Annotated in this window: 15 protein-coding genes; 10 read left to right on the top strand and 5 right to left on the bottom strand. The window is 48.5% G+C overall.

What is annotated here, in order from left to right; genetic code table 11:
- The first annotated feature begins 143 nt into the window (after nt 1-143).
- From EDD67_RS03505 to EDD67_RS03495, 3 genes are all read left to right on the top strand, one after another.
- Nucleotides 144-521: a hypothetical protein gene (locus EDD67_RS03505; protein WP_121439071.1), complete on the top strand. Its 378-nt coding sequence runs from the start codon at nt 144-146 to the stop codon at nt 519-521.
- Between the two features lie 15 nt (nt 522-536).
- Complete coding sequence (rpsN, locus tag EDD67_RS03500; RefSeq protein WP_121439072.1) at nt 537-806, top strand: 30S ribosomal protein S14; 270 nt, start codon at nt 537-539, stop codon at nt 804-806.
- A 64-nt stretch (nt 807-870) separates the two neighbouring features.
- Nucleotides 871-2,052 (top strand): FAD/NAD(P)-binding protein, encoded by a 1,182-nt coding sequence (locus EDD67_RS03495; RefSeq protein WP_121439073.1) that lies wholly within the window; start codon nt 871-873, stop codon nt 2,050-2,052.
- Between the two features lie 25 nt (nt 2,053-2,077).
- Here EDD67_RS03495 and EDD67_RS03490 read toward each other — a convergent pair whose 3' ends face one another.
- Nucleotides 2,078-3,079, bottom strand: a complete 1,002-nt coding sequence (locus tag EDD67_RS03490) for a D-cysteine desulfhydrase family protein (protein ID WP_121439074.1) — start codon at nt 3,077-3,079, stop codon at nt 2,078-2,080.
- A 201-nt stretch (nt 3,080-3,280) separates the two neighbouring features.
- On the opposite strand from EDD67_RS03490, the gene EDD67_RS13800 reads away from it, so the two are divergent.
- Nucleotides 3,281-3,454 carry a hypothetical protein gene (locus EDD67_RS13800; RefSeq protein WP_154718743.1) on the top strand — a complete coding sequence of 58 codons (174 nt, stop codon included), beginning with the start codon at nt 3,281-3,283 and terminating at the stop codon, nt 3,452-3,454.
- Between the two features lie 80 nt (nt 3,455-3,534).
- Here EDD67_RS13800 and iadA read toward each other — a convergent pair whose 3' ends face one another.
- The gene (gene iadA / locus EDD67_RS03485; protein ID WP_121439075.1) at nt 3,535-4,704 is read right to left on the bottom strand and encodes a beta-aspartyl-peptidase; all 1,170 of its coding nucleotides are present in this window, start codon (nt 4,702-4,704) and stop codon (nt 3,535-3,537) included.
- An 18-nt stretch (nt 4,705-4,722) separates the two neighbouring features.
- Nucleotides 4,723-6,222 (bottom strand): putative basic amino acid antiporter YfcC, encoded by a 1,500-nt coding sequence (yfcC, locus tag EDD67_RS03480; RefSeq protein WP_121439076.1) that lies wholly within the window; start codon nt 6,220-6,222, stop codon nt 4,723-4,725.
- Nucleotides 6,223-6,383: 161 nt separating this feature from the next.
- On the opposite strand from yfcC, the gene EDD67_RS03475 reads away from it, so the two are divergent.
- From EDD67_RS03475 to katG, 3 genes are all read left to right on the top strand, one after another.
- The gene (locus EDD67_RS03475) at nt 6,384-8,396 is read left to right on the top strand and encodes a sigma 54-interacting transcriptional regulator (RefSeq protein WP_121439077.1); all 2,013 of its coding nucleotides are present in this window, start codon (nt 6,384-6,386) and stop codon (nt 8,394-8,396) included.
- Nucleotides 8,397-8,499: 103 nt separating this feature from the next.
- The gene (locus tag EDD67_RS14095) at nt 8,500-9,240 is read left to right on the top strand and encodes a glycine/sarcosine/betaine reductase selenoprotein B family protein (RefSeq protein ID WP_244922834.1); all 741 of its coding nucleotides are present in this window, start codon (nt 8,500-8,502) and stop codon (nt 9,238-9,240) included.
- A gap of 331 nt (nt 9,241-9,571) precedes the next feature.
- The gene (gene katG, locus EDD67_RS03460) at nt 9,572-11,755 is read left to right on the top strand and encodes a catalase/peroxidase HPI (RefSeq protein WP_121439079.1); all 2,184 of its coding nucleotides are present in this window, start codon (nt 9,572-9,574) and stop codon (nt 11,753-11,755) included.
- Between the two features lie 349 nt (nt 11,756-12,104).
- Here the strand turns inward: katG and EDD67_RS03455 are convergent, their stop codons facing one another.
- A complete protein-coding gene (locus tag EDD67_RS03455) occupies nt 12,105-13,016 on the bottom strand; it encodes an ROK family protein (protein ID WP_158638150.1) in 912 nt (303 codons plus the stop codon).
- 1 nt (nt 13,017) lies between these two features.
- On the bottom strand, nt 13,018-14,472 hold the full coding sequence (locus EDD67_RS03450; protein ID WP_121439080.1) for a glycoside hydrolase family 1 protein: 1,455 nt from the start codon (nt 14,470-14,472) through the stop codon (nt 13,018-13,020).
- A gap of 254 nt (nt 14,473-14,726) precedes the next feature.
- On the opposite strand from EDD67_RS03450, the gene EDD67_RS03445 reads away from it, so the two are divergent.
- The 3 genes from EDD67_RS03445 to EDD67_RS03435 all read left to right on the top strand — a co-directional run bounded on the left by EDD67_RS03445 (nt 14,727) and on the right by EDD67_RS03435 (nt 17,949).
- A complete protein-coding gene (locus EDD67_RS03445; RefSeq protein ID WP_121439081.1) occupies nt 14,727-15,770 on the top strand; it encodes a LacI family DNA-binding transcriptional regulator in 1,044 nt (347 codons plus the stop codon).
- Nucleotides 15,767-16,369 carry a YesL family protein gene (locus tag EDD67_RS03440; RefSeq protein ID WP_121439082.1) on the top strand — a complete coding sequence of 201 codons (603 nt, stop codon included), beginning with the start codon at nt 15,767-15,769 and terminating at the stop codon, nt 16,367-16,369. Before EDD67_RS03445 ends, EDD67_RS03440 begins: the two co-directional genes overlap by 4 nt.
- 209 nt (nt 16,370-16,578) lie before the next feature.
- Nucleotides 16,579-17,949, top strand: coding sequence for an ABC transporter substrate-binding protein (locus tag EDD67_RS03435; RefSeq protein ID WP_121439083.1), 1,371 nt, complete (start codon nt 16,579-16,581; stop codon nt 17,947-17,949).
- Nucleotides 17,950-18,011: the final 62 nt, after the last annotated feature.

The raw sequence follows: 18,011 nt of genomic DNA, 5'->3' as shown, positions 1-18,011 counted from the left end.
CCTAAATAACCGTGAGTTATCCTCATTTTTTCCAAAAGTCTTTTAATCGTAATTATTACGGTTTACATTCTCGCGCGCCTATGCTACAATAAAGTTCCAAATCGTAATCATTTCGTTTTGTGGTGGAAGGGAGGGATTTTTCGGTGTCCGAAGCTCGCTATGAATTTTTCAGAAAACACACGATCCGGCAGCTTAACGCTGAGGATCAACGGTTTATCAAAACCTATGAAACGATGGAGAATAAACTCATCGACCTCGCCGCCAGCGAGGAAGAGCTGCTCGAATTGATGATCAACCAGCGTGTATTTGCTCGTCTCGGCCAGCGATTTAAGCTGTCTGCCGATCAAGCCTATCAACGATTGCAAGCGCTGGAAATGGCGATCGAGGATAAAACGGCTGCACTCATGAACCAGATGTCGTATAGAGACATTACGCACGTTTATAAAACAAAACGATCACAACCGGCAAACAGCAAACATTACCTGCTGACATCAGAAAGCAGCCCTTCTGCAAATACTTGAAAAGGAGACCATCACATGGCTAAAAAATCGAAAGTTGCTAAAGAGGAAAAACGTGAAGAACTCGTCGCCCGCTATGCTGAACGACGTCGTGAACTGAAAGAAAAAGGAGATTATGCAGCACTCGCGAAACTTCCGCGCGATTCATCGCCATCACGATTAACGCGCCGTTGTAAAGTCACCGGCAGACCGCGCGGAGTTTTACGAGACTTCAAACTATCCCGGATTAAGTTCCGCGAACTCGCGCATAAAGGACAGCTCCCGGGTGTGAAAAAAGCAAGCTGGTAAAAATCGTCTGGCCTCCGGACATGTTCCGGACGTCAGATGGATTTACATAAAAGGAGACGTTATGATGTACGATTGGATCATTATCGGCGGCGGGATTCACGGCTGCACCGTCGCAGCTTATCTTGTTAAAAGCGGTATGTGCGAGCCGGGAAGATTGTTGATTCTTGATCCGCATAATGAACCGTTGCGCAACTGGAAACAGCAAACAAAGCAAATCGGCATGAAGTACTTGCGCTCTCCCTCGGTTCATCATATTGCCCCTGATCCGTTCAGTCTGCAGCAATATGCGAAAAAAACAAATTCTGAAGACTTCTACGGACCGTACAAACGCCCGTCGCTCGATTTATTTAATGACCATTGCGACCAAATCCTTGCCGAAACCGGGATCAGTTCCAGATTTCAAACGGCAACAGTCGCCGGGCTCGACAAAACAACAAACGGCTGGAACATCCGCACCGAAAGCAACAACACATTCGCAGCTGCACATACGGTTATCGCCACCGGAATGGGGGATCACCTTGCTTACCCTGCCTGGTCCGAACCTTTCTTGCATCAAGAGAATAATATGTATCATGCCCTTGACGAACATGCACCGGATGCGAGCGGGCTTTCCCCCGCCGTTATGATCGTCGGCGGCGGGATTACCGCCGCCCACTTATCATTAAAAATGAGCCGGCTTTATCCCGGACAAACAACGCTTGTTAACCGCCATCCGTTCCGTGTGCATAAATTCGACAGCGATCCCGGCTGGCTCGGACCAAAACATTTAACAAAATTTTCAGCAATACAGGACTACAAAAAACGCCGCGAACAAATTCAGCAAGAACGCAATCGCGGTTCTGTAACACACGAACTTTTAGGGAAAGTGCGAAAAGCTGTACGCGAAGAAAAACTTCACCATATTCAAGACAATGTGGTATCAGCTGAAGACGCCAATAACCAATTTTGTCTGCACATGAACTCGCAGCAAGAAGTTAACGGTAAAACGCTGCTTTTAGCAACCGGCTATCAACGGCTCCGGCCGAAACCACCTTGGCTCGAGACGCTCTTAAATGACGAGCGATTGACGTGCGCCTCGTGCGGAAACCCGATTTTAACTCCGTCATTGGAGTGGGATAATCGCTTGTTTGTCACCGGTCCGCTTGCTGAACTGGAAATCGGCCCTGTGTCGCGAAATATTGCCGGCGCCCGCAAAGCTGCGGAACGAATCGTCAAACAAGCACAAAAACACCCGGTTCTTCAGTGAACCGGGGATTGCCTTTGAACTCAGATTATTTCTCATGAAAAAACGGCGCGTACGCATACAAAGCCGGTGTTCCGCCGGAATGAATAAACAGCACGCGGTCATTTTCCTGGAAGAAGCCGTCCCGAATCAACGCGTTTAGGCCTGCCATCGCCTTGCCGGAATAAACCGGATCGAGCAGAAGCGCTTCCGATTGCGCCGTCAGCTTCACCGCTTCTTTCATCGCATCAGACGGGAGCGCATACCCCGGAGCGAGACACTCATCAAAACATTGGATGCGCTCTCGGGAAATTTTTGCTCCAACACCGAGGTGCTCCGCCGTTTCATTAGCGAGCTTATGAACAAGCGCTTGCTGGTCTTTTTCCGGCTTAATGACACTCATACCGAGAACGTCCGGTCGCCGGTTCATACTTGCGAAACCGGCAACGAGTCCGGCCTGCATCCCTCCGCTTCCGCTGGCGCAAACGACGTAATCAAAGGGAGCGTCGAGCTCCTCGCTTTGACTGGCGATTTCCACAGCGCAAGCCGCGTACCCGGTCATCCCGACAGCATTCGAACCGCCGACCGGGATGATATACGGCACGCGTCCGCGGCTGCGTTCCTCTTCAGCAGCGCGTTCAAGCGCCGCTTCCATATCCGTTCCGTTAGCGACAATTTCGGTTGCATGTTCATCGAGAAGCTGATAAATCAAAAAGTTCCCGGTCGAGTAGGTATCGTATTGCGGTTCTTCGTTCTCTTCTAACACGAGTCGGCAGTTCAAACCTTCCTTCACGCAAGCCGACAGTGTCAGCCGGCAATGGTTCGACTGAATCGCCCCTGCGGTGATAACCGTATCCGCTCCCTTGGAAGCCGCATCCGCGATTAAAAACTCGAGTTTCCTCGTTTTATTACCTCCCTCAGTCAATCCCAGCTGATCATCGCGTTTAATAAAAAGTTCCGGACCGCCAAACACCTGAGATAAACGCTCGGCTTTCTCAATCGGCGTCGCCCCATCGGTATAAATTTTACGCGGCAAAGCATCTAAGTTCATCTTCTCCCTCCTTCTGTTCATGTGCGGGTGTAAGTATTTACAAAAACAGCAATAACAAAATCGGAATCGTTACAAACAATGTTAACAGACAACCGCAGCCCATCAAATTATTGCCGATCTTTTGCAGCTCCTTCCCTGTATCATCCATCCGTGAACCCCTCCCGCTCTCTTCTTCAACAAACAAGAAAAAAATTCCTTTAAATGTTTTTTTCGTTTTGGCGCGACAGCGGTTATGCGTTCGGCGCCTTATTTGCCGGATTGATTGCCGATGCCGTCAGCGTCAGCTGGTCAATCGGCGCTGTTGCCATTATTCCCTTTATCGCCGGCGTTCTCTCTTACGTACGAATGGATGAAACCCTGCCGGCCAAAAAGTAACGATTTTTTCTTCAAATAACAAAGCAAAAACCGGCGGACATTGCCGCCGGCTTCTTATCATAAACACAGCGTTTGAGTTGTTACGGTGTTTCAAACGTCCCTTTGACAACAGACGTTTTCTCCGCGACAACTCTTCGTCCTTTCGCCCAGACAGAATCAATTTCCCAGTCTTGATCAACCAAGACCAAATCCGCATCTTTATTCGTTTCAACCGCACCCTTCGCAGGTAACTTCAACGTATTTGCCGGCGTTGTCGTGACGGTTCGCAAAACACTTTCAGGATCGGCGCCTTCTTCTAAGATTGCTTCTTTTACCGCTTCATACAATGCTGAAACCCGCGCAACCTTCAAGCCGCTGAATTGACCGGACGCATCAAATGACGGCAGACTCCCTTGTCCGTCTGATGTCATCGTCATAGCCGCCGGACTGACGCCGGCTTCCAACGCCCGGCGAACGGCCCGGGGCGCTTTCACTTCCCCGTCTGCCAAAAACTCCGGGACCGTGCTCGCGGTAAAATCAATTACACCGCCATTTTTCGCAAACGTCAATCCTTCAGTGAATAAATTTTCGGTGCGGTTGATATGCGTCGGGTAAAAAGAGCTGATCGGAAGTTCCGTCTTCTCAACCACTTCCAACAGCGGCGACAACCCTTCGTGTCCGTCGCCGATATGGACGTTAACAATACCGGCTTTGCCGGAAAGCATCCCGCCGATTCGAGCTTCGGAGGCCACTTTCGCCAAGTCTTGAAAAGACGGCTGCGACGAGCGATGATCGCTGATTGCCACTTCGCCGACGCCGATAATCCGGTCAATCAGTAACAAGTCGTCTTCAATTTTCCCGGTCACGGTACGAACAGGGATATGATAGTTGCCGACGTGTGCATAGCAGGTCAGCCCTTCTTCTTCAAGGGCGCGGGCTTTCACAATTAGTTCTGCCATCGTTCTCGACGCGCCGTCCGTACCGATCACACCGACAACCGTCGTGATTCCGGAACCGAACGCGTCGGATAATTGAAGTTCCGGCGTCCGCGTCCGATAACCGCCTTCACCGCCGCCGCCGATAATATGGACGTGTCCGTCAATCAATCCCGGCAGCAAACGTTTATTCGTCCCATCAATCACTTCTGTCGCGTATCCTTCCGGAGCTTGCAAATCCCCCGCCGCCAATATGCGCCCATCAGCAAACAGGACATCTTGCTTTCCCTGCCATGCCGGGGAATACAGCTCCGCGCCTTTAATTAACGTAAACATGCAGCCAACCTCCCCGTCTTAGGAAAAATTAATCAATACAGAAATCATGATAAATACCAGTGCAACCGCTGCGATCAGAAGCTGGAATTTGAAAATAAACCGGAACCACGTTCCCCAGTCCACTCGCGCGGCACCGAGTGTGCCCATTAACGCTGCAGATGTCGGTACGATAATGTTTGTCAACCCGTCACCGAGCTGAAACCCGAGTACAGCGATTTGTCTTGAGACACCGGCAATATCAGACAACGGCGCGATCAAAGGCATCGTGAGTGCCGCTTGCCCTGACCCGGAGACAACAAAGAAATTAATCACAGACTGAAAGACGAAAATAAATCCGGCCGAGAGCATCTCCGGCAGATGATCAACAAGGCCGCCGGCTTGATGCAAAATCGTGTTTAACACCGAAGGCTCATCCGCTGCGTCACCGCCTAAAATGATAATGATTCCTTTCGCCATGCCGACGACAAGCGCGGCCGGCAACAGTTGCTGCGCCCCTTCCGAAAAGCCATCAGCGACATCGTTTAACGTCATACCATTTAATCTGAAGACAACCCCGATGATTCCGGCAACGAGTCCGATCGTAAAGAACTGCGTCGCAATTTCCGGAATGAAGTACGCATCACTGACTACGCCCCAAATAATCCAGCCGATGCCGAGCGCGAGTGCAGTGACGACGAGTGCATCGCCGAGCGTAAATTTGCCGTTAATCTCTTGAACGTTATTATGTTTTTTGAAATAGTCATTCGCTTCTTTGGAATAAGACGCACTCGGATCCCTGCGGACTTTATTCGCATAACGCATCGTGTAAATAATCCCTACGGCTGTAAAGACGGCCCACATAACAATCCGAAACGGCGCGCCCGAGAGTACCGGAACATCCGAGACACCCTGAGCAATCGCGACGCCAAACGGATTCATCCAAGATGTCGCAAACCCGATTTGCGTCGCTACATACGTAATCATGATCCCGGTTATCGCATCGTAACCCAGAGCGATAACTAACGGAACGAGAATAATTGCAAACGCAATCGCTTCTTCGCCCATTCCGAAGACAGCGCCTCCGAGCGAGAAAAAGAAAAACATCACCGGAACGAGCAGTCCTTCTTTTCCTTTCGTCTTATCAATGACCGAAAGAATGCCTTGGTCGATTGCTTTCGTCCGCATAATTATTCCGAAAGATCCGCCGATAATCAGTATAAATGCAACAACACCTACCGCCGATCCCCACTTATCTCCGGAGACAAGTCCTTCAAACATATAATTCAAAAACCCTGCTTCGCCGAAAGGTTCAAACAGGCTGACGCCGTCGCGCGCAGGTTCTCCGTCCGCGTCGGTTTCATAACTGAATGTTTCCGGATTAAGCACGGTGCGAGTTTCTTCCTCTCCTTGATAATCATACGTTACATCTTCAGTTTCAAAAGTTCCCATCGGAACCACGTACGTCATAATCGCGGCAAGTACGACGACAAAAAAGATGATGATGAACGTATGAGGCATTTTCCATTCTCTTTGCTGCATAGTAACTCCTCCTTAATCATTCTTACCAGGTTAAATTATGCAAAAATTATGCCAATTGCAAAAGCCCTTGAGGATGCAGGTGTTGATTTGTCTCAAACCAATGTATGCCGTTGTATGTTTTTTTGGTATAATCACACAACAACACAAAAAGGAGTGCGAGTATGTCAAACAACCTTCTTCTTGTCACAGGAAACAAAAAAACAAAAAGCACGCTCAAACAGCAACTTGCAATGCTTTTGGGGGATAGGCTCGAAATCGAATCTCTCGCAATAGATGAAGATCTATCGGCCGCTTCTTTAACACCGTATAAAGTAATCCTCTTCTCTTCGCAGTCTGTACGAACCGAGTTTACGCAGCGTTATAAGTTCCCGGATAATACCCTTTGCATCACAGGCAAGCGCACGATCGATCCGGAAGCGTTTCCGACGCTGCTCTCTTTACAAGAAGGAAAGGTATTGATTGTGAACGACGCCGATGAATCGATCCGCGAGACCGCCGAATCGATTTATCAACTGGGCATCACCCATCTTGAGTTCGTTCCGTATCATCCCGGAACGCTTTATTACGACGGAATCCGGACAGCTGTAACGCCGAGTGAAACCGAGCGCTGCCCCGCTTCTCTTACCAATGTCGTTGATATTGGAGTCCGTCCTTTCGATATGGCGACGGTATTAAAAATTGTCGATTACTTTCAGCTTGGTGAAGACACAGCAGCAAACATGTCTGAACGATACTTGCAGCGTCTTGTTACTTTGCACGACGATCTCTTGACCAAAGAAGATCACACACAAAAAATCAGCGACCATTACCATGAACTGTTAAACATGGTCGATGACGGGATTATTGCTTACGATCAAAAAGAAATTGTGACAGCCGCAAACCGAGGAGCAGAGAAAATTTTGCTGCAATCCGCGCAGGAATTGATCGATCAGCCTGTGAGCAGCTGCGTCACCCATCCAGAACTGCTGGAATTTCTAAAAAATAATGAAACGAGCGGATTTTTGAAAAACGGTGAGCAGGAATATGTGCTCTCCAAAACAACAACATCTTCGTTCCAATCAACGGTCGTTACGATGAAAAGTGTTGAAAAAGCTTTTGAAGTAGAACAAACGGCAAAAAATCAGAACAAAAAGAAAGGTCTGGCTTCAAAATACAGCTTCAGCGATATCATCGGCGAACACCCGGAAATCATTGACACAAAAGATACAGCACTCAAAATGGCGGCAGCGGAACAGCCAGTCTTGATATACGGTGAAACAGGGGTCGGCAAAGAGCTCTTCGCTCATGCAATTCATCTCAATTCTAAACGGCGGAACGGTCCGCTGTTCGCGATCAACTGCAGCGCGATGTCAGAAAACTTATTTCAAAGCGAATTGTTCGGTTACGAGGAAGGGACGTTTACCGGAGCTTTAAAAGGCGGAAAAAAAGGCTTATTCGAACTCGCCTCGGGCGGCACTTTATTTCTCGATGAGATCGGCGAATTAAGCACCGATATGCAAGCACAGCTCCTGCGCGTACTGCAAGAAAACGAAATACGAAAAATCGGCGGAAACAGCAACATTCCCGTCGACGTACGCATCATCGCAGCGACGAATAAATCGTTAGAAAACGAGGTCGCAAACAACTCGTTCCGCGCAGATTTATTTTACCGTCTTCATGTTTTGCACATGACCGTTCCGCCTCTTAAAGACAGACGTTCCGATTTACCGCGCTTAACAGACTCTTTTCTGCAAAAAGAAAAAACAGGGTACCAACTTGATGATGATGCATTGGAACTTTTAATGAACTATCACTGGCCGGGCAACATCCGTGAATTAAAAAACGCGCTCGATTACGCGAAAACACTGAGCAAAAGCTATACTTTGAAAGCGGAACACCTGCCGCCGTCTGTGCATAATCCTGACCGGCGAACCCAGTCAGAATCAGCTAAACAACCGCTGACACCGGAATTGATCGCAATCCTTAAAATGCTTGGGGAAGCCAGTAAAAAAGGCGAACGACTCAGTTTGCAACAGCTGGCCGACCAATCCGCTAAAAGAGGAATAAACTTCAGCAAACAGCAAATGCGCCGCCGCATTCAAACGCTTGCCGATCTAGGGCTCGTTGAAAAAGGCACCGGCCGGATCGGGTCTGCGATTACAGCTGACGGGGTAAAACAAATCAAAAACGGATAACCCCAACAAACGAGGGTGCATTTCTTAACCCCTTCAGACGAGACGAGCCGCTGCTTTTACGTTACAATAAGAGGAACCCATGATAAAAAAAGGATGTGAGAGGATGCTAGCTAACCTGAAACACCGCTTGTACCGGACGATGGCCCGGTTTACCGTGAAGAAAACGACGTCTTCTTCCGGGTTTACAGTGCTGAAAAAACCGCAGCAAGACTGGAATGTCGCGATCTTAACGACTGCCGGCGTTCATTTGCGTTCACAAGAGCCGTTTGACGTTGATGCCGGCGATCCGACAGTCCGGTTCATTCCGGGCGATACCGAAGATGCTGATTTGATGGTCACACACACGCATTACGACACAACCGATGCCGATGAAGATATTAACACTGTATTTCCGTTGTCGGTCTTGCGCGAGTTTGAAGCCGGCGGGGAGATCGGCCGCGTGGCCGCTGATCACTTTGGCATGATGGGCTATATTCCCGAGACAGAAAAGCTTGAAAATGAAACCATTCCAAAAATTATCGAACGTCTAAAACGAAATAAAACTGATGTGCTCCTCCTTTCTCCCGGCTGATACATTTGCCACCAATCCGTGGGATTGGTTCAGCGCGCTGTCGAAAGTGCCGGAATCGCTACAATATCGATCACTCACCTGAAAGACTTGACGGAAAAAGTGAATCCTCCCCGGGCGCTTTGGTTGAAATTTCCGCTCGGGAGAAGCTTTGGTCCGGCCGGGCGAAACGATCTGCAGCGTAAGATTGTCACAGACATGCTGGAAAAGCTCCCGGAATTCACAGAAGACGGCGAACGGATTGTTCAGCTGCCGTATCGCTGGCGCCGTGATTGACTTTTATCGCGGCGTCCCTTTCATAATTTTCGCAATCTTCAGGTCGTCACCCTTTTAAAATCTGGCAAATTCTTATATCATGGAAATGTCAGCGTGATGATTTTGACGTTTCGGAGGTGATGCTCTGCGGATGGCATAGGTGTATGACGATGCATGAAGCATCTTGATTGAAAGCGCAAACACATCATTCTGCGAATTTTTCTCAGCAAGAGCGTTTCACTTTCATTCGACCGAACAATTTAATATAATTATTAAATGATAATGATTATCAAAAAACGATAGCGTTTATCAACAATGCACGTCACTTTTTTTAGAAAGAAAGGGGTATTATATGGATCAGAAAGACAGCGGACAAGGTAAGTGCCCGGTAACACACGGAGGAGCAACAAGCCCGGAGACAAGCGGTCAATCGAACAGTCAGTGGTGGCCGAATCAGCTCAATTTGGGCATTCTCCATCAGCACGACAAAAAGACGAACCCTCTCGGGGAAGACTTTGACTATCAAAAAGAATTCCAAAAGCTCGATTTTAAAGCATTGAAAAAAGATCTTGAAGAATTGATGACAACTAGTCAAGATTGGTGGCCTGCCGATTACGGTCATTACGGACCGCTCTTTATCCGGATGTCCTGGCATGCAGCCGGTACATACCGGACTGGCGACGGCCGCGGCGGCGGCGGTACCGGCACGCAGCGCTTTGCCCCGCTGAACAGCTGGCCGGACAATGCGAACCTTGATAAAGCCCGCCGGCTCTTATGGCCGATTAAAGAAAAATACGGCAATAAAATTTCCTGGGCTGACCTGATCGTCCTCGCCGGAAACGTCGCGATTGAATCGATGGGCGGCAAAACAATCGGTTTCGGCGGCGGCCGAGAAGACGTCTGGCACCCGGAAGAAGATATTTACTGGGGTCCGGAAACGGAATGGCTCGGCGATGAACGTTCCACTGAAGACCGCAAATTTGAGGATCCGCTCGCAGCTGTACAGATGGGGCTTATTTACGTGAACCCGGAAGGTCCAAACGGCAATCCCGATCCTGTGCAAAGCGGAAAAGATATCCGGGAAACGTTTAAGAAGATGGGCATGAACGACGAAGAAACCGTCGCGCTCACAGCCGGCGGCCACACGTTTGGTAAATCCCACGGCGCAGGTGATGCGGCAAACGTCGGACCTGAACCGGAAGCAGCGCCGATGGAAGAAATGGGGCTTGGCTGGAAAAATGACTTCGGTTCCGGCAAAGGCCGCGACACGATTTCCAGCGGGATTGAAGGTGCTTGGACACCGACGCCGACAACATGGGATATGACGTACTTTGATCTGCTTCTCGGCTATGAATGGGAACTCATCACTAGTCCGGCCGGCGCGTATCAATGGCGGCCGATCAATCCGCGCGAAGATCACCTCGCACCGGATGCGGAAGATTCGACGCAAAAAGTCGAAACGATGATGACGACAGCGGACATGGCGATGAAGATGGATCCGGCGTACGAAAAAATTATGCGCCGCTTCCACGAAAATCCGCAGGAGTTTGAAGATACGTTTGCAAAAGCGTGGTTTAAACTGCTTCACCGTGATATGGGACCGAAAGACCGATATCTCGGCCCGGAAGTGCCGGAAGAAGACTTCATCTGGCAAGATCCCGTGCCAAAAGTCGATTACGACCTGACCGAGCAAGAAGTCGACGATCTGAAAAAACAAAGTCTCGATACAGATCTCAGCCGCAGCGAACTGATCAAAGTTGCCTGGGGCGCTGCGAGCACGTACCGCGATTCCGATAAGCGCGGCGGCGCTAACGGCGGACGCATCCGCCTGTCACCGCAAAAAGATTGGGAAGTCAATGAACCGCAAGAACTGAACAAAGTGCTTGAAGAGTTGAAGCGTATTCAACGCGACCATCCAAAAGGCATCAGCCTCGCGGATCTCATCGTTCTCGGCGGTACAGCAGCTGTTGAACAAGCAGCGAAAGATGCCGGCGTCGATGTAAAAGTTCCGTTCACGCCTGGACGCGGCGACGCAACGCAGGAACAGACGGACGAAGAAAACTTTGAAGTGCTTGAACCGATCGCGGACGGTTTCCGCAACTATGAGAAAAAACGCTACAGCGTAAGCCCGGAAGAATTAATGCTCGATAAAGCTCAGCTTCTCGGCCTTACCGCAACAGAAATGACCGCGCTTGTCGGCGGCATGCGTGTTCTTGGAACGAACTACCAAGGAAAGCCGCACGGCGTCTTCACTGAAAATGTCGGCGTTCTTTCCAGAGACTTCTTTAAGACGCTTCTTGATATGGGGATTGTCTGGACAGAAAAAGACTTCAGTGAATATGTCGGCCACGACCGCAACACGGGTGAATTTTATCACCATGCATCGCGCGCCGATCTTGCATTCGGCTCCAACTCAATGCTTCGCGCAATTGTTGAAGTTTACGCCCAAGAAGACAACCACGAGAAATTCGTGCACGACTTCGTCAACACATGGGTAAAAGTAATGGATGCAGACCGTTTCGATGTGAAAAACTAAAATAAATAAACAAAGCGCCATGACAACTTTTGTCATGGCGCTTTTAGACTGTCGACATACAATTATTTGGACGTAAGCCCTGAATCCACTACCCTCCGCTTGCCCCGGGCAAGGACTCAGCTAGTATTCGGCGGACTCTGACCGCCGAATCCGGATCTTCGTCTCTTGCTTTCCCGGAGGCGTCGGGGGAGTGGATGCATGGCTTCCTTTATGATCAACACTTGCTTCAAAAAAGAGGATGCCCCAACGTCATCCCTCCTTTAAACACAAATTGACACCTTTCGATACCATGACTTTGACCATAATTTGAAAGCGCCATGACAATGTTTGTCATGGCGCTTCATTGCGTTTATACGGTTCGTTTTTCTGACTCCAGCGGATGGATTGTAAAATAGTGCGCCAGAGCTCCGATCAAACCGGCATCGTTTTTAAAATGGCAGATGTCCACTTCAACATTAAAGACCATATCAACGTAGTCTAAATGCGTACGCAATTCGTCAATGAACGACGGCCGCCCTGTGATCCCGCCGCCAATGAGAACTTTTTGCGGGTTGATCACTGACGTGATGTTGAAAATCCCGATCGCAATCGACTCATAAAAACGCTGCACTGCTTTGATCGCGATTGGATCGTTTTGTTCATAAGCGGCAAAAACATCTTCTCCGCTTACATCTTCAAGCTTGAGTTTTTTATTGGCTGCGTATTTTTCACGCAACCCGTACGTCGAGGCAATCTTGCTGAGACTGTCATGCTCAGGAAGATCGGCGTGCAGACCGGCGGTAATCATAAATCCGCACTCCCCGGCTTGAAAAGAATGACCGCGGTAAAGCTGATCATTAATCACAAGCGCTCCGCCGATCCCGGTGCCGACGGTCATACAGAAAAAGTCGCTTAAATCTGACGCATTCCCTTGCCATTTTTCCGCCATCGCGACGCAATTGACGTCGTTTTCCACAGATACCGGCAGGCCGAATTTCTCCTCAAAATGCTTGCGAAAATGAAATTGATTAAACCCTTTAATCGCCCCGCCGTACTCGATAAACCCGTCAGGATTAATGAACCCCGGCAAGCAAACAGAAATTCCGTTAATCTCGCTTTTAAATTGTTCGATCGTCTCTTCCAGCTGCCGAACGAGTGTTTCTCTTCCCCAGCCGCCGGTCGGAAAGGAGTCTTTTTTCACGATCGTGCCGTCTTCTTTGAGCAGGCCCCATTTTATCGCCGTGCCGCCAATATCAAATGATAAGTACTGGTTTTCTGTCACATCATTCACCTGCTTTCGAATAAAGAGATGCCCCGTGTGTACGGATCACTTCCTGATACCAGAAAAAGCTTTGTTTTTTAATACGGCGAAGTTCTCTGACCTCTTCTTCGTCCCGGTCAATATAGACAAATCCGTATCGTTTTTGATAGCCGTTCAGCCAGCTTAACAGGTCGGTAAACGACCAAGTGCAGTAACCGATCACATCGACTCCGTCCGTCAACGCTTCTTGAATCGCTTTTAAGTGTGCAGAAAGGTAATCAATCCGGTACGGGTCATTGACCGTATCGCCGTTTTCGAGTTTATCGAATTCACCGAGACCGTTTTCTGAAATAAGGACCGGCAGCTCATAGCGGTTTTTAATTCGCCGCAGGCCGATGCGGAGGCCTTGCGGATCGATTTCCCAATCCCAGTTTGTTGCCTCAAGCGATGGGTTGCGGACTTCTTTGAACAATCCCGGAATACCTGATTCCTGCGTTGTGCCCTTTTTACCGGTTGTATTCATTTTTCCTTCGCCGACCCCGTCGAGCGGATTCGCGGCAACCGTCGTCGTTTGATAGTAATTCACACCCATAAAATCGGGGGCGCCTTTTTTCAGCAGTTCTGTATCGCCTTCAAGAACAGTCGGAGCCGTCCCTTGTTCCTTCAAGTAATTCATCATCGTTTGCGGATAAACGCCTTTTGCATAAACATCCATATACCAATGGTTATTTAGTTCTTCAGCATTTTCCGCTGCCAATATATTTTCCGGTTTGCAATCAACCGGATAGACCGGCCCGTAGGCGAAACTCGGCCCGACTTTACCGTCCGGAACGAGCTCACGAAATGAGGCGATCGCTTTGGCGTTTGCTAAAAAGGCGTTGTGGTTTGCCTCATTCTTCCGCTTCGCATCTTTGACGCCGGGCGGATGGATACCCTTCTCATAACCCAGGCCGATAAAAATATTTTGTTCATTTAATGTCACCCAATATTTCACCCGATCGCCGAAACGGCTGAAGAGCGTGCGGCTGTAGCGGTCGAAATCGTCAATAATTTTACGCGATTCCCAGCCGCCGTATTCGTCCATCAGCGCTTGCGGCAAATCCCAGTGATAAACGGTAACAACCGGCTCAATACCGGCGTCAATCAGCATATCAATCAACCGGTCATAAAAAGCAAGACCTTCTTCATTGACTTCTTTATTGCCTTCAGGAAAAATCCGCGGCCAAGAAATCGAAAAACGGTAAGCTTTTAAACCCATTTCTTTCATAAGCTGGACATCTTCTTCCACACGGTTGTAATGATCGACCGCGATGTCTCCGTTCGTATTTTTGTACGTTGTTCCTTCCTGTTTCGTGTAAATGTCCCAGACGGACGGTCCTTTGCCGTCTTGGTCCCACGCTCCCTCGATCTGATAAGCGGCGGATGCGGATCCCCAGAGAAATCCGTCGGGAAAAGGCTGTAATTGTGAATGAATCATTGTTATCACTCCTGTACGAATAGTATTCGGATGAATTGCGGAAAATTGATTTACAAAACATCCTTATCGGTTTAATATAAAGATAACGAAAACGGTTTCGTGAAAAGTGTATTCCAAAATCTCCGTTTTGTCAAAGTTCTTTTTAAAATTTTTCACCGCGCAACTCGCTCGTCCGTTGTTTCAACAAGGCGAAATTGGTATCATTAGCATAACGTTTTCAAGATTAACATTCGACTAAAGAGGAGCTCAGTACTATGAAACTGACGATCAAAGAAATTGCGAAACTGTCTGGTGTTTCCCAGTCCACTGTTTCTAAAATTATCAATAACTACGACGATGTCGGCGAAAAAACGAAAGCAAAAGTAAACGCTGTCATGGAAGAACACGGCTATCGCCCGACCTATTCGGCGCAGACGCTTGCCCGAAAATCAACGAAAATGATCGGCGTCATTTATGCCGGGGATATCAATGCAAACTTTGATCACCCGTTTTTCTCCGAAGTCGTCAGCTCGTTTAAAAAGACGATTGGCGCTCAAGGCTATGATCTGCTGTTTTTCTCAAACGAAAAATTTCATAAAGCTGACGAGGATTACCTTGCGCGCTGCCAGCACTACCACGTCGACGGGTGCATTATTATCGGCGGGGAAAAAGTCGAGCCGTCCGTTTATGCGTTGGATCAAAGCGAAATCCCGTGTGTCGGAATTGATATTGAACTGCAAGGTCCCCGCTCTGCCTATATTATGACCGATAATCACCAAGTTTCCGGTCTGGCTGTCGAGCACTTTTATCTGCTCGGCTGGCATGATGTCGCTTTTATCGGCGGGCAGCAAGAATCGCTCGTTTCCTCGCAGCGGGAAGAGGGCTTTAAAGACCATATCGCTACTTACGGCATGAAAACGAAAACAGAGTGGCTGATCTACGGCGACTTCTTCGAACAAAGCGGCTACGACGGGATGAAACAGCTGCTCTTATTAGAAGAAAGGCCGCATGCGATCTTTGCCGCCTCCGACTTGATGGCGCTCGGGGCAATGAAAGCGATCAAAGATCACGGCGCCGATATCGGTGAATTCGGGATTATCGGCTGTGATGACATCACCGCCGCCAAATATGTCGACCCGCCGCTGACGACCGTGCGGCAGGATAAAGAAAAAATCGGCAAGATGGCTGCCTTTATTCTGCAAGATTTAATGCACGACCGAATAAAAGGAACCGCCGTGAAAATTGATCCCGATTTAATTGTGAGAAAATCGTGCGGTTCAAAGCGCGAGTCCTCCAGATATAAGGAGAATGCAAAATGAAACAAGTTCATCTTTTTTCCGAATGGATTTACCGTTTAACAGCTTTGAACCTGCTATGGATCCTGTTTACCGTTGCCGGACTCGGTATTTTCGGGGCGGCTCCGGCAACAGCGGCAGCCTTTCGCGTCGTCTACAGCTGGCAACATGAAGAGCAGATCGATGTCTCGATGTTCCGGCTATTTCTCAATACGTTTAAACAGCGGTTTGTTTCTGCGAACATCTTATTTTTGCTTATTCTTGCCGGCGGCGCCTTTCTTTACAGCAATTTATATCTCGCGTTTCGGATTGATCATCCGGCGGCTTTCATCTCAATCGGAATCGCAATATTTCTGACTGTCCTGTATGCAACGATCGTCGTTTACAGTCTTCCGCTCATTGTTCACAGCAACATCGGTATCTTCCGGTCGATGAAGCTGGCTTTGATTTACGGCATCAGTTTTCCGTTCGATACGATTTCACTCTTTTTAAGCGGATTCATCCTTTTTTGGCTCGCGGGATTAACACCGGTTATCCATCTTTTCTTTACTGCCAGCATTCTGACCTACGTGATAATGGCGATCATTACGAAAAATAACAAGAAAATAACAGTCTCTGGATAAATAAGGTTAAAAATCTTTTAAGAAAGCGTTGACATTTTCGCGAAATGGTACTACACTTAGCTTAAGTTACGAAAACGGTTTAGTGACGGGTTTGTCAGTATTATAAAAAGATACAACATTTTTTAATCCTGATTTAACCTTTTATTTTTACCAATCACGAAACCGGTTTAGTAATTCAAATTTTAAAATTATATCGGGGGGAATGAAAGATGAAGAAGTATTTGAAGATTTCAGCCTTCACATTAGCGGCAGCGGCTTTAACTGCCTGCGGTGCTAATAATGAAGCGGCCGACAATAACGGCGCGGACGCAAATGAAGGCAATGGCAATAATGACAACAATGCCGCCAACGAAGTAGATGAAGATCTTGACGGTGCTGAAGACGCAGAAGTAGAAGAAATCGGTGACGCAGATGCTGAGGTTGAACTTACTTTCTGGCTGTTCGGCGCTACCGGCTACGATGAACTTGCCGAGGAATACGTAGAAGAAAACCCGGATGTCAATATTACATTCCAGGAAATCGAGATGGAAGACCATCACAACAACTTGTTCACGGCCCTTTCAGCGGGAAGCGGCGCACCTGACCTTGCTTTAATCGAAGAGAGTGACATTGACAATTACAAAGAAGCTGAAGACCGTTTCGTCGACCTTAACGAACTTGGCGCTGAGGAAATTGCAGATGATTACCTCGACTGGTCATGGGAAAACGCGCAAAACGTCGACGGTGATTTCCAATTCGGTATTCCGACAGACATCGGACCGACGGTGATGTATTACCGCCAAGATGTCTTTGAAGATGCCGGTCTCCCGACAGACCCAGATGAAGTCGAAGCTGAAATCGAAACTTGGGAGGATTACCGCGAAGTCGGGGCACAAGTTGTTGAAGAAACAGGCACGCCGATGGCCGACAACCCTGAGTCCGTTTTCAACGCAAAACGTGACCAAGCTGATGAAAGTTACTTTAACGAAGATGACGAGCTGATCATTGATGAGTCTCCAGTACGAGCTGCATTCTTTGACACAGCTGAAATGACGGAAGAAGACATTATCGGCGGCCTCGGACACTGGACGCCTGAGTGGAGCGACGGCATGAACACAGGCGCCTACGCGACACTGCTCGGACCTGCTTGGATGCAAGGAAACTTGAAAGATAATGCACCGGACGAGGAAAACTGGAGAATTGCCGCTATGCCTGAAGGGGCCGGAAACTGGGGCGGATCTTACTTGACGATCCCTGACCAAACGGAACATGCCGAAGAAGCGTACGACTTTGCTTCATGGCTTCTTGCTCCGGAACAGCAGCTGAAATCGTACGAAATGATGGGTCTCTTCCCGTCGACAGTAGATACGTACGAAATGGACGAATTCACGGATTCCTCTGACGACTACTTCGGCGGACAAAATACAGCAGAAATCTTTGCTGAAGCTGCCCAGAATGTCGACTACGTCTACAAAGGCCCTGACTACGGAGATGTGAACGAAGAAATTATTGAAGGTCTCTTCAACGTTTACGACGGAGTAGATCCTGAAGACGAGTGGGAAGATATTAAACAGCGTGTTGAACAGCGTATTTCAAGATAATTAAAAGCTAAGCTTTGTGGGTATGGTGTACTCACCATACCCGCATTTTATAAATAGTCGAG

Origin of the sequence: Salisediminibacterium halotolerans (assembly GCF_003814815.1) — a bacterium.
Lineage (GTDB): Bacteria > Bacillota > Bacilli > Bacillales > Salisediminibacteriaceae > Salisediminibacterium > Salisediminibacterium halotolerans.
This window is presented reverse-complemented; position numbering and strand designations above follow the sequence as displayed.

Excerpts from the sequence above, each read along its gene's own strand:
- EDD67_RS13800 (WP_154718743.1), top strand. The coding sequence starts at position 3,281 with ATGTTTTTTTCGTTTTGGCGCGACAGCGGTTATGCGTTCGGCGCCTTA.
- EDD67_RS03475 (WP_121439077.1), top strand. The coding sequence starts at position 6,384 with ATGTCAAACAACCTTCTTCTTGTCACAGGAAACAAAAAAACAAAAAGC.
- yfcC (WP_121439076.1), bottom strand. The coding sequence starts at position 6,222 with ATGCAGCAAAGAGAATGGAAAATGCCTCATACGTTCATCATCATCTTT.
- EDD67_RS03450 (WP_121439080.1), bottom strand. The coding sequence starts at position 14,472 with ATGATTCATTCACAATTACAGCCTTTTCCCGACGGATTTCTCTGGGGA.
- EDD67_RS03495 (WP_121439073.1), top strand. The coding sequence starts at position 871 with ATGTACGATTGGATCATTATCGGCGGCGGGATTCACGGCTGCACCGTC.
- EDD67_RS03490 (WP_121439074.1), bottom strand. The coding sequence starts at position 3,079 with ATGAACTTAGATGCTTTGCCGCGTAAAATTTATACCGATGGGGCGACG.
- EDD67_RS03440 (WP_121439082.1), top strand. The coding sequence starts at position 15,767 with ATGAAACAAGTTCATCTTTTTTCCGAATGGATTTACCGTTTAACAGCT.
- EDD67_RS03435 (WP_121439083.1), top strand. The coding sequence starts at position 16,579 with ATGAAGAAGTATTTGAAGATTTCAGCCTTCACATTAGCGGCAGCGGCT.
- rpsN (WP_121439072.1), top strand. The coding sequence starts at position 537 with ATGGCTAAAAAATCGAAAGTTGCTAAAGAGGAAAAACGTGAAGAACTC.
- EDD67_RS03445 (WP_121439081.1), top strand. The coding sequence starts at position 14,727 with ATGAAACTGACGATCAAAGAAATTGCGAAACTGTCTGGTGTTTCCCAG.
- iadA (WP_121439075.1), bottom strand. The coding sequence starts at position 4,704 with ATGTTTACGTTAATTAAAGGCGCGGAGCTGTATTCCCCGGCATGGCAG.
- katG (WP_121439079.1), top strand. The coding sequence starts at position 9,572 with ATGGATCAGAAAGACAGCGGACAAGGTAAGTGCCCGGTAACACACGGA.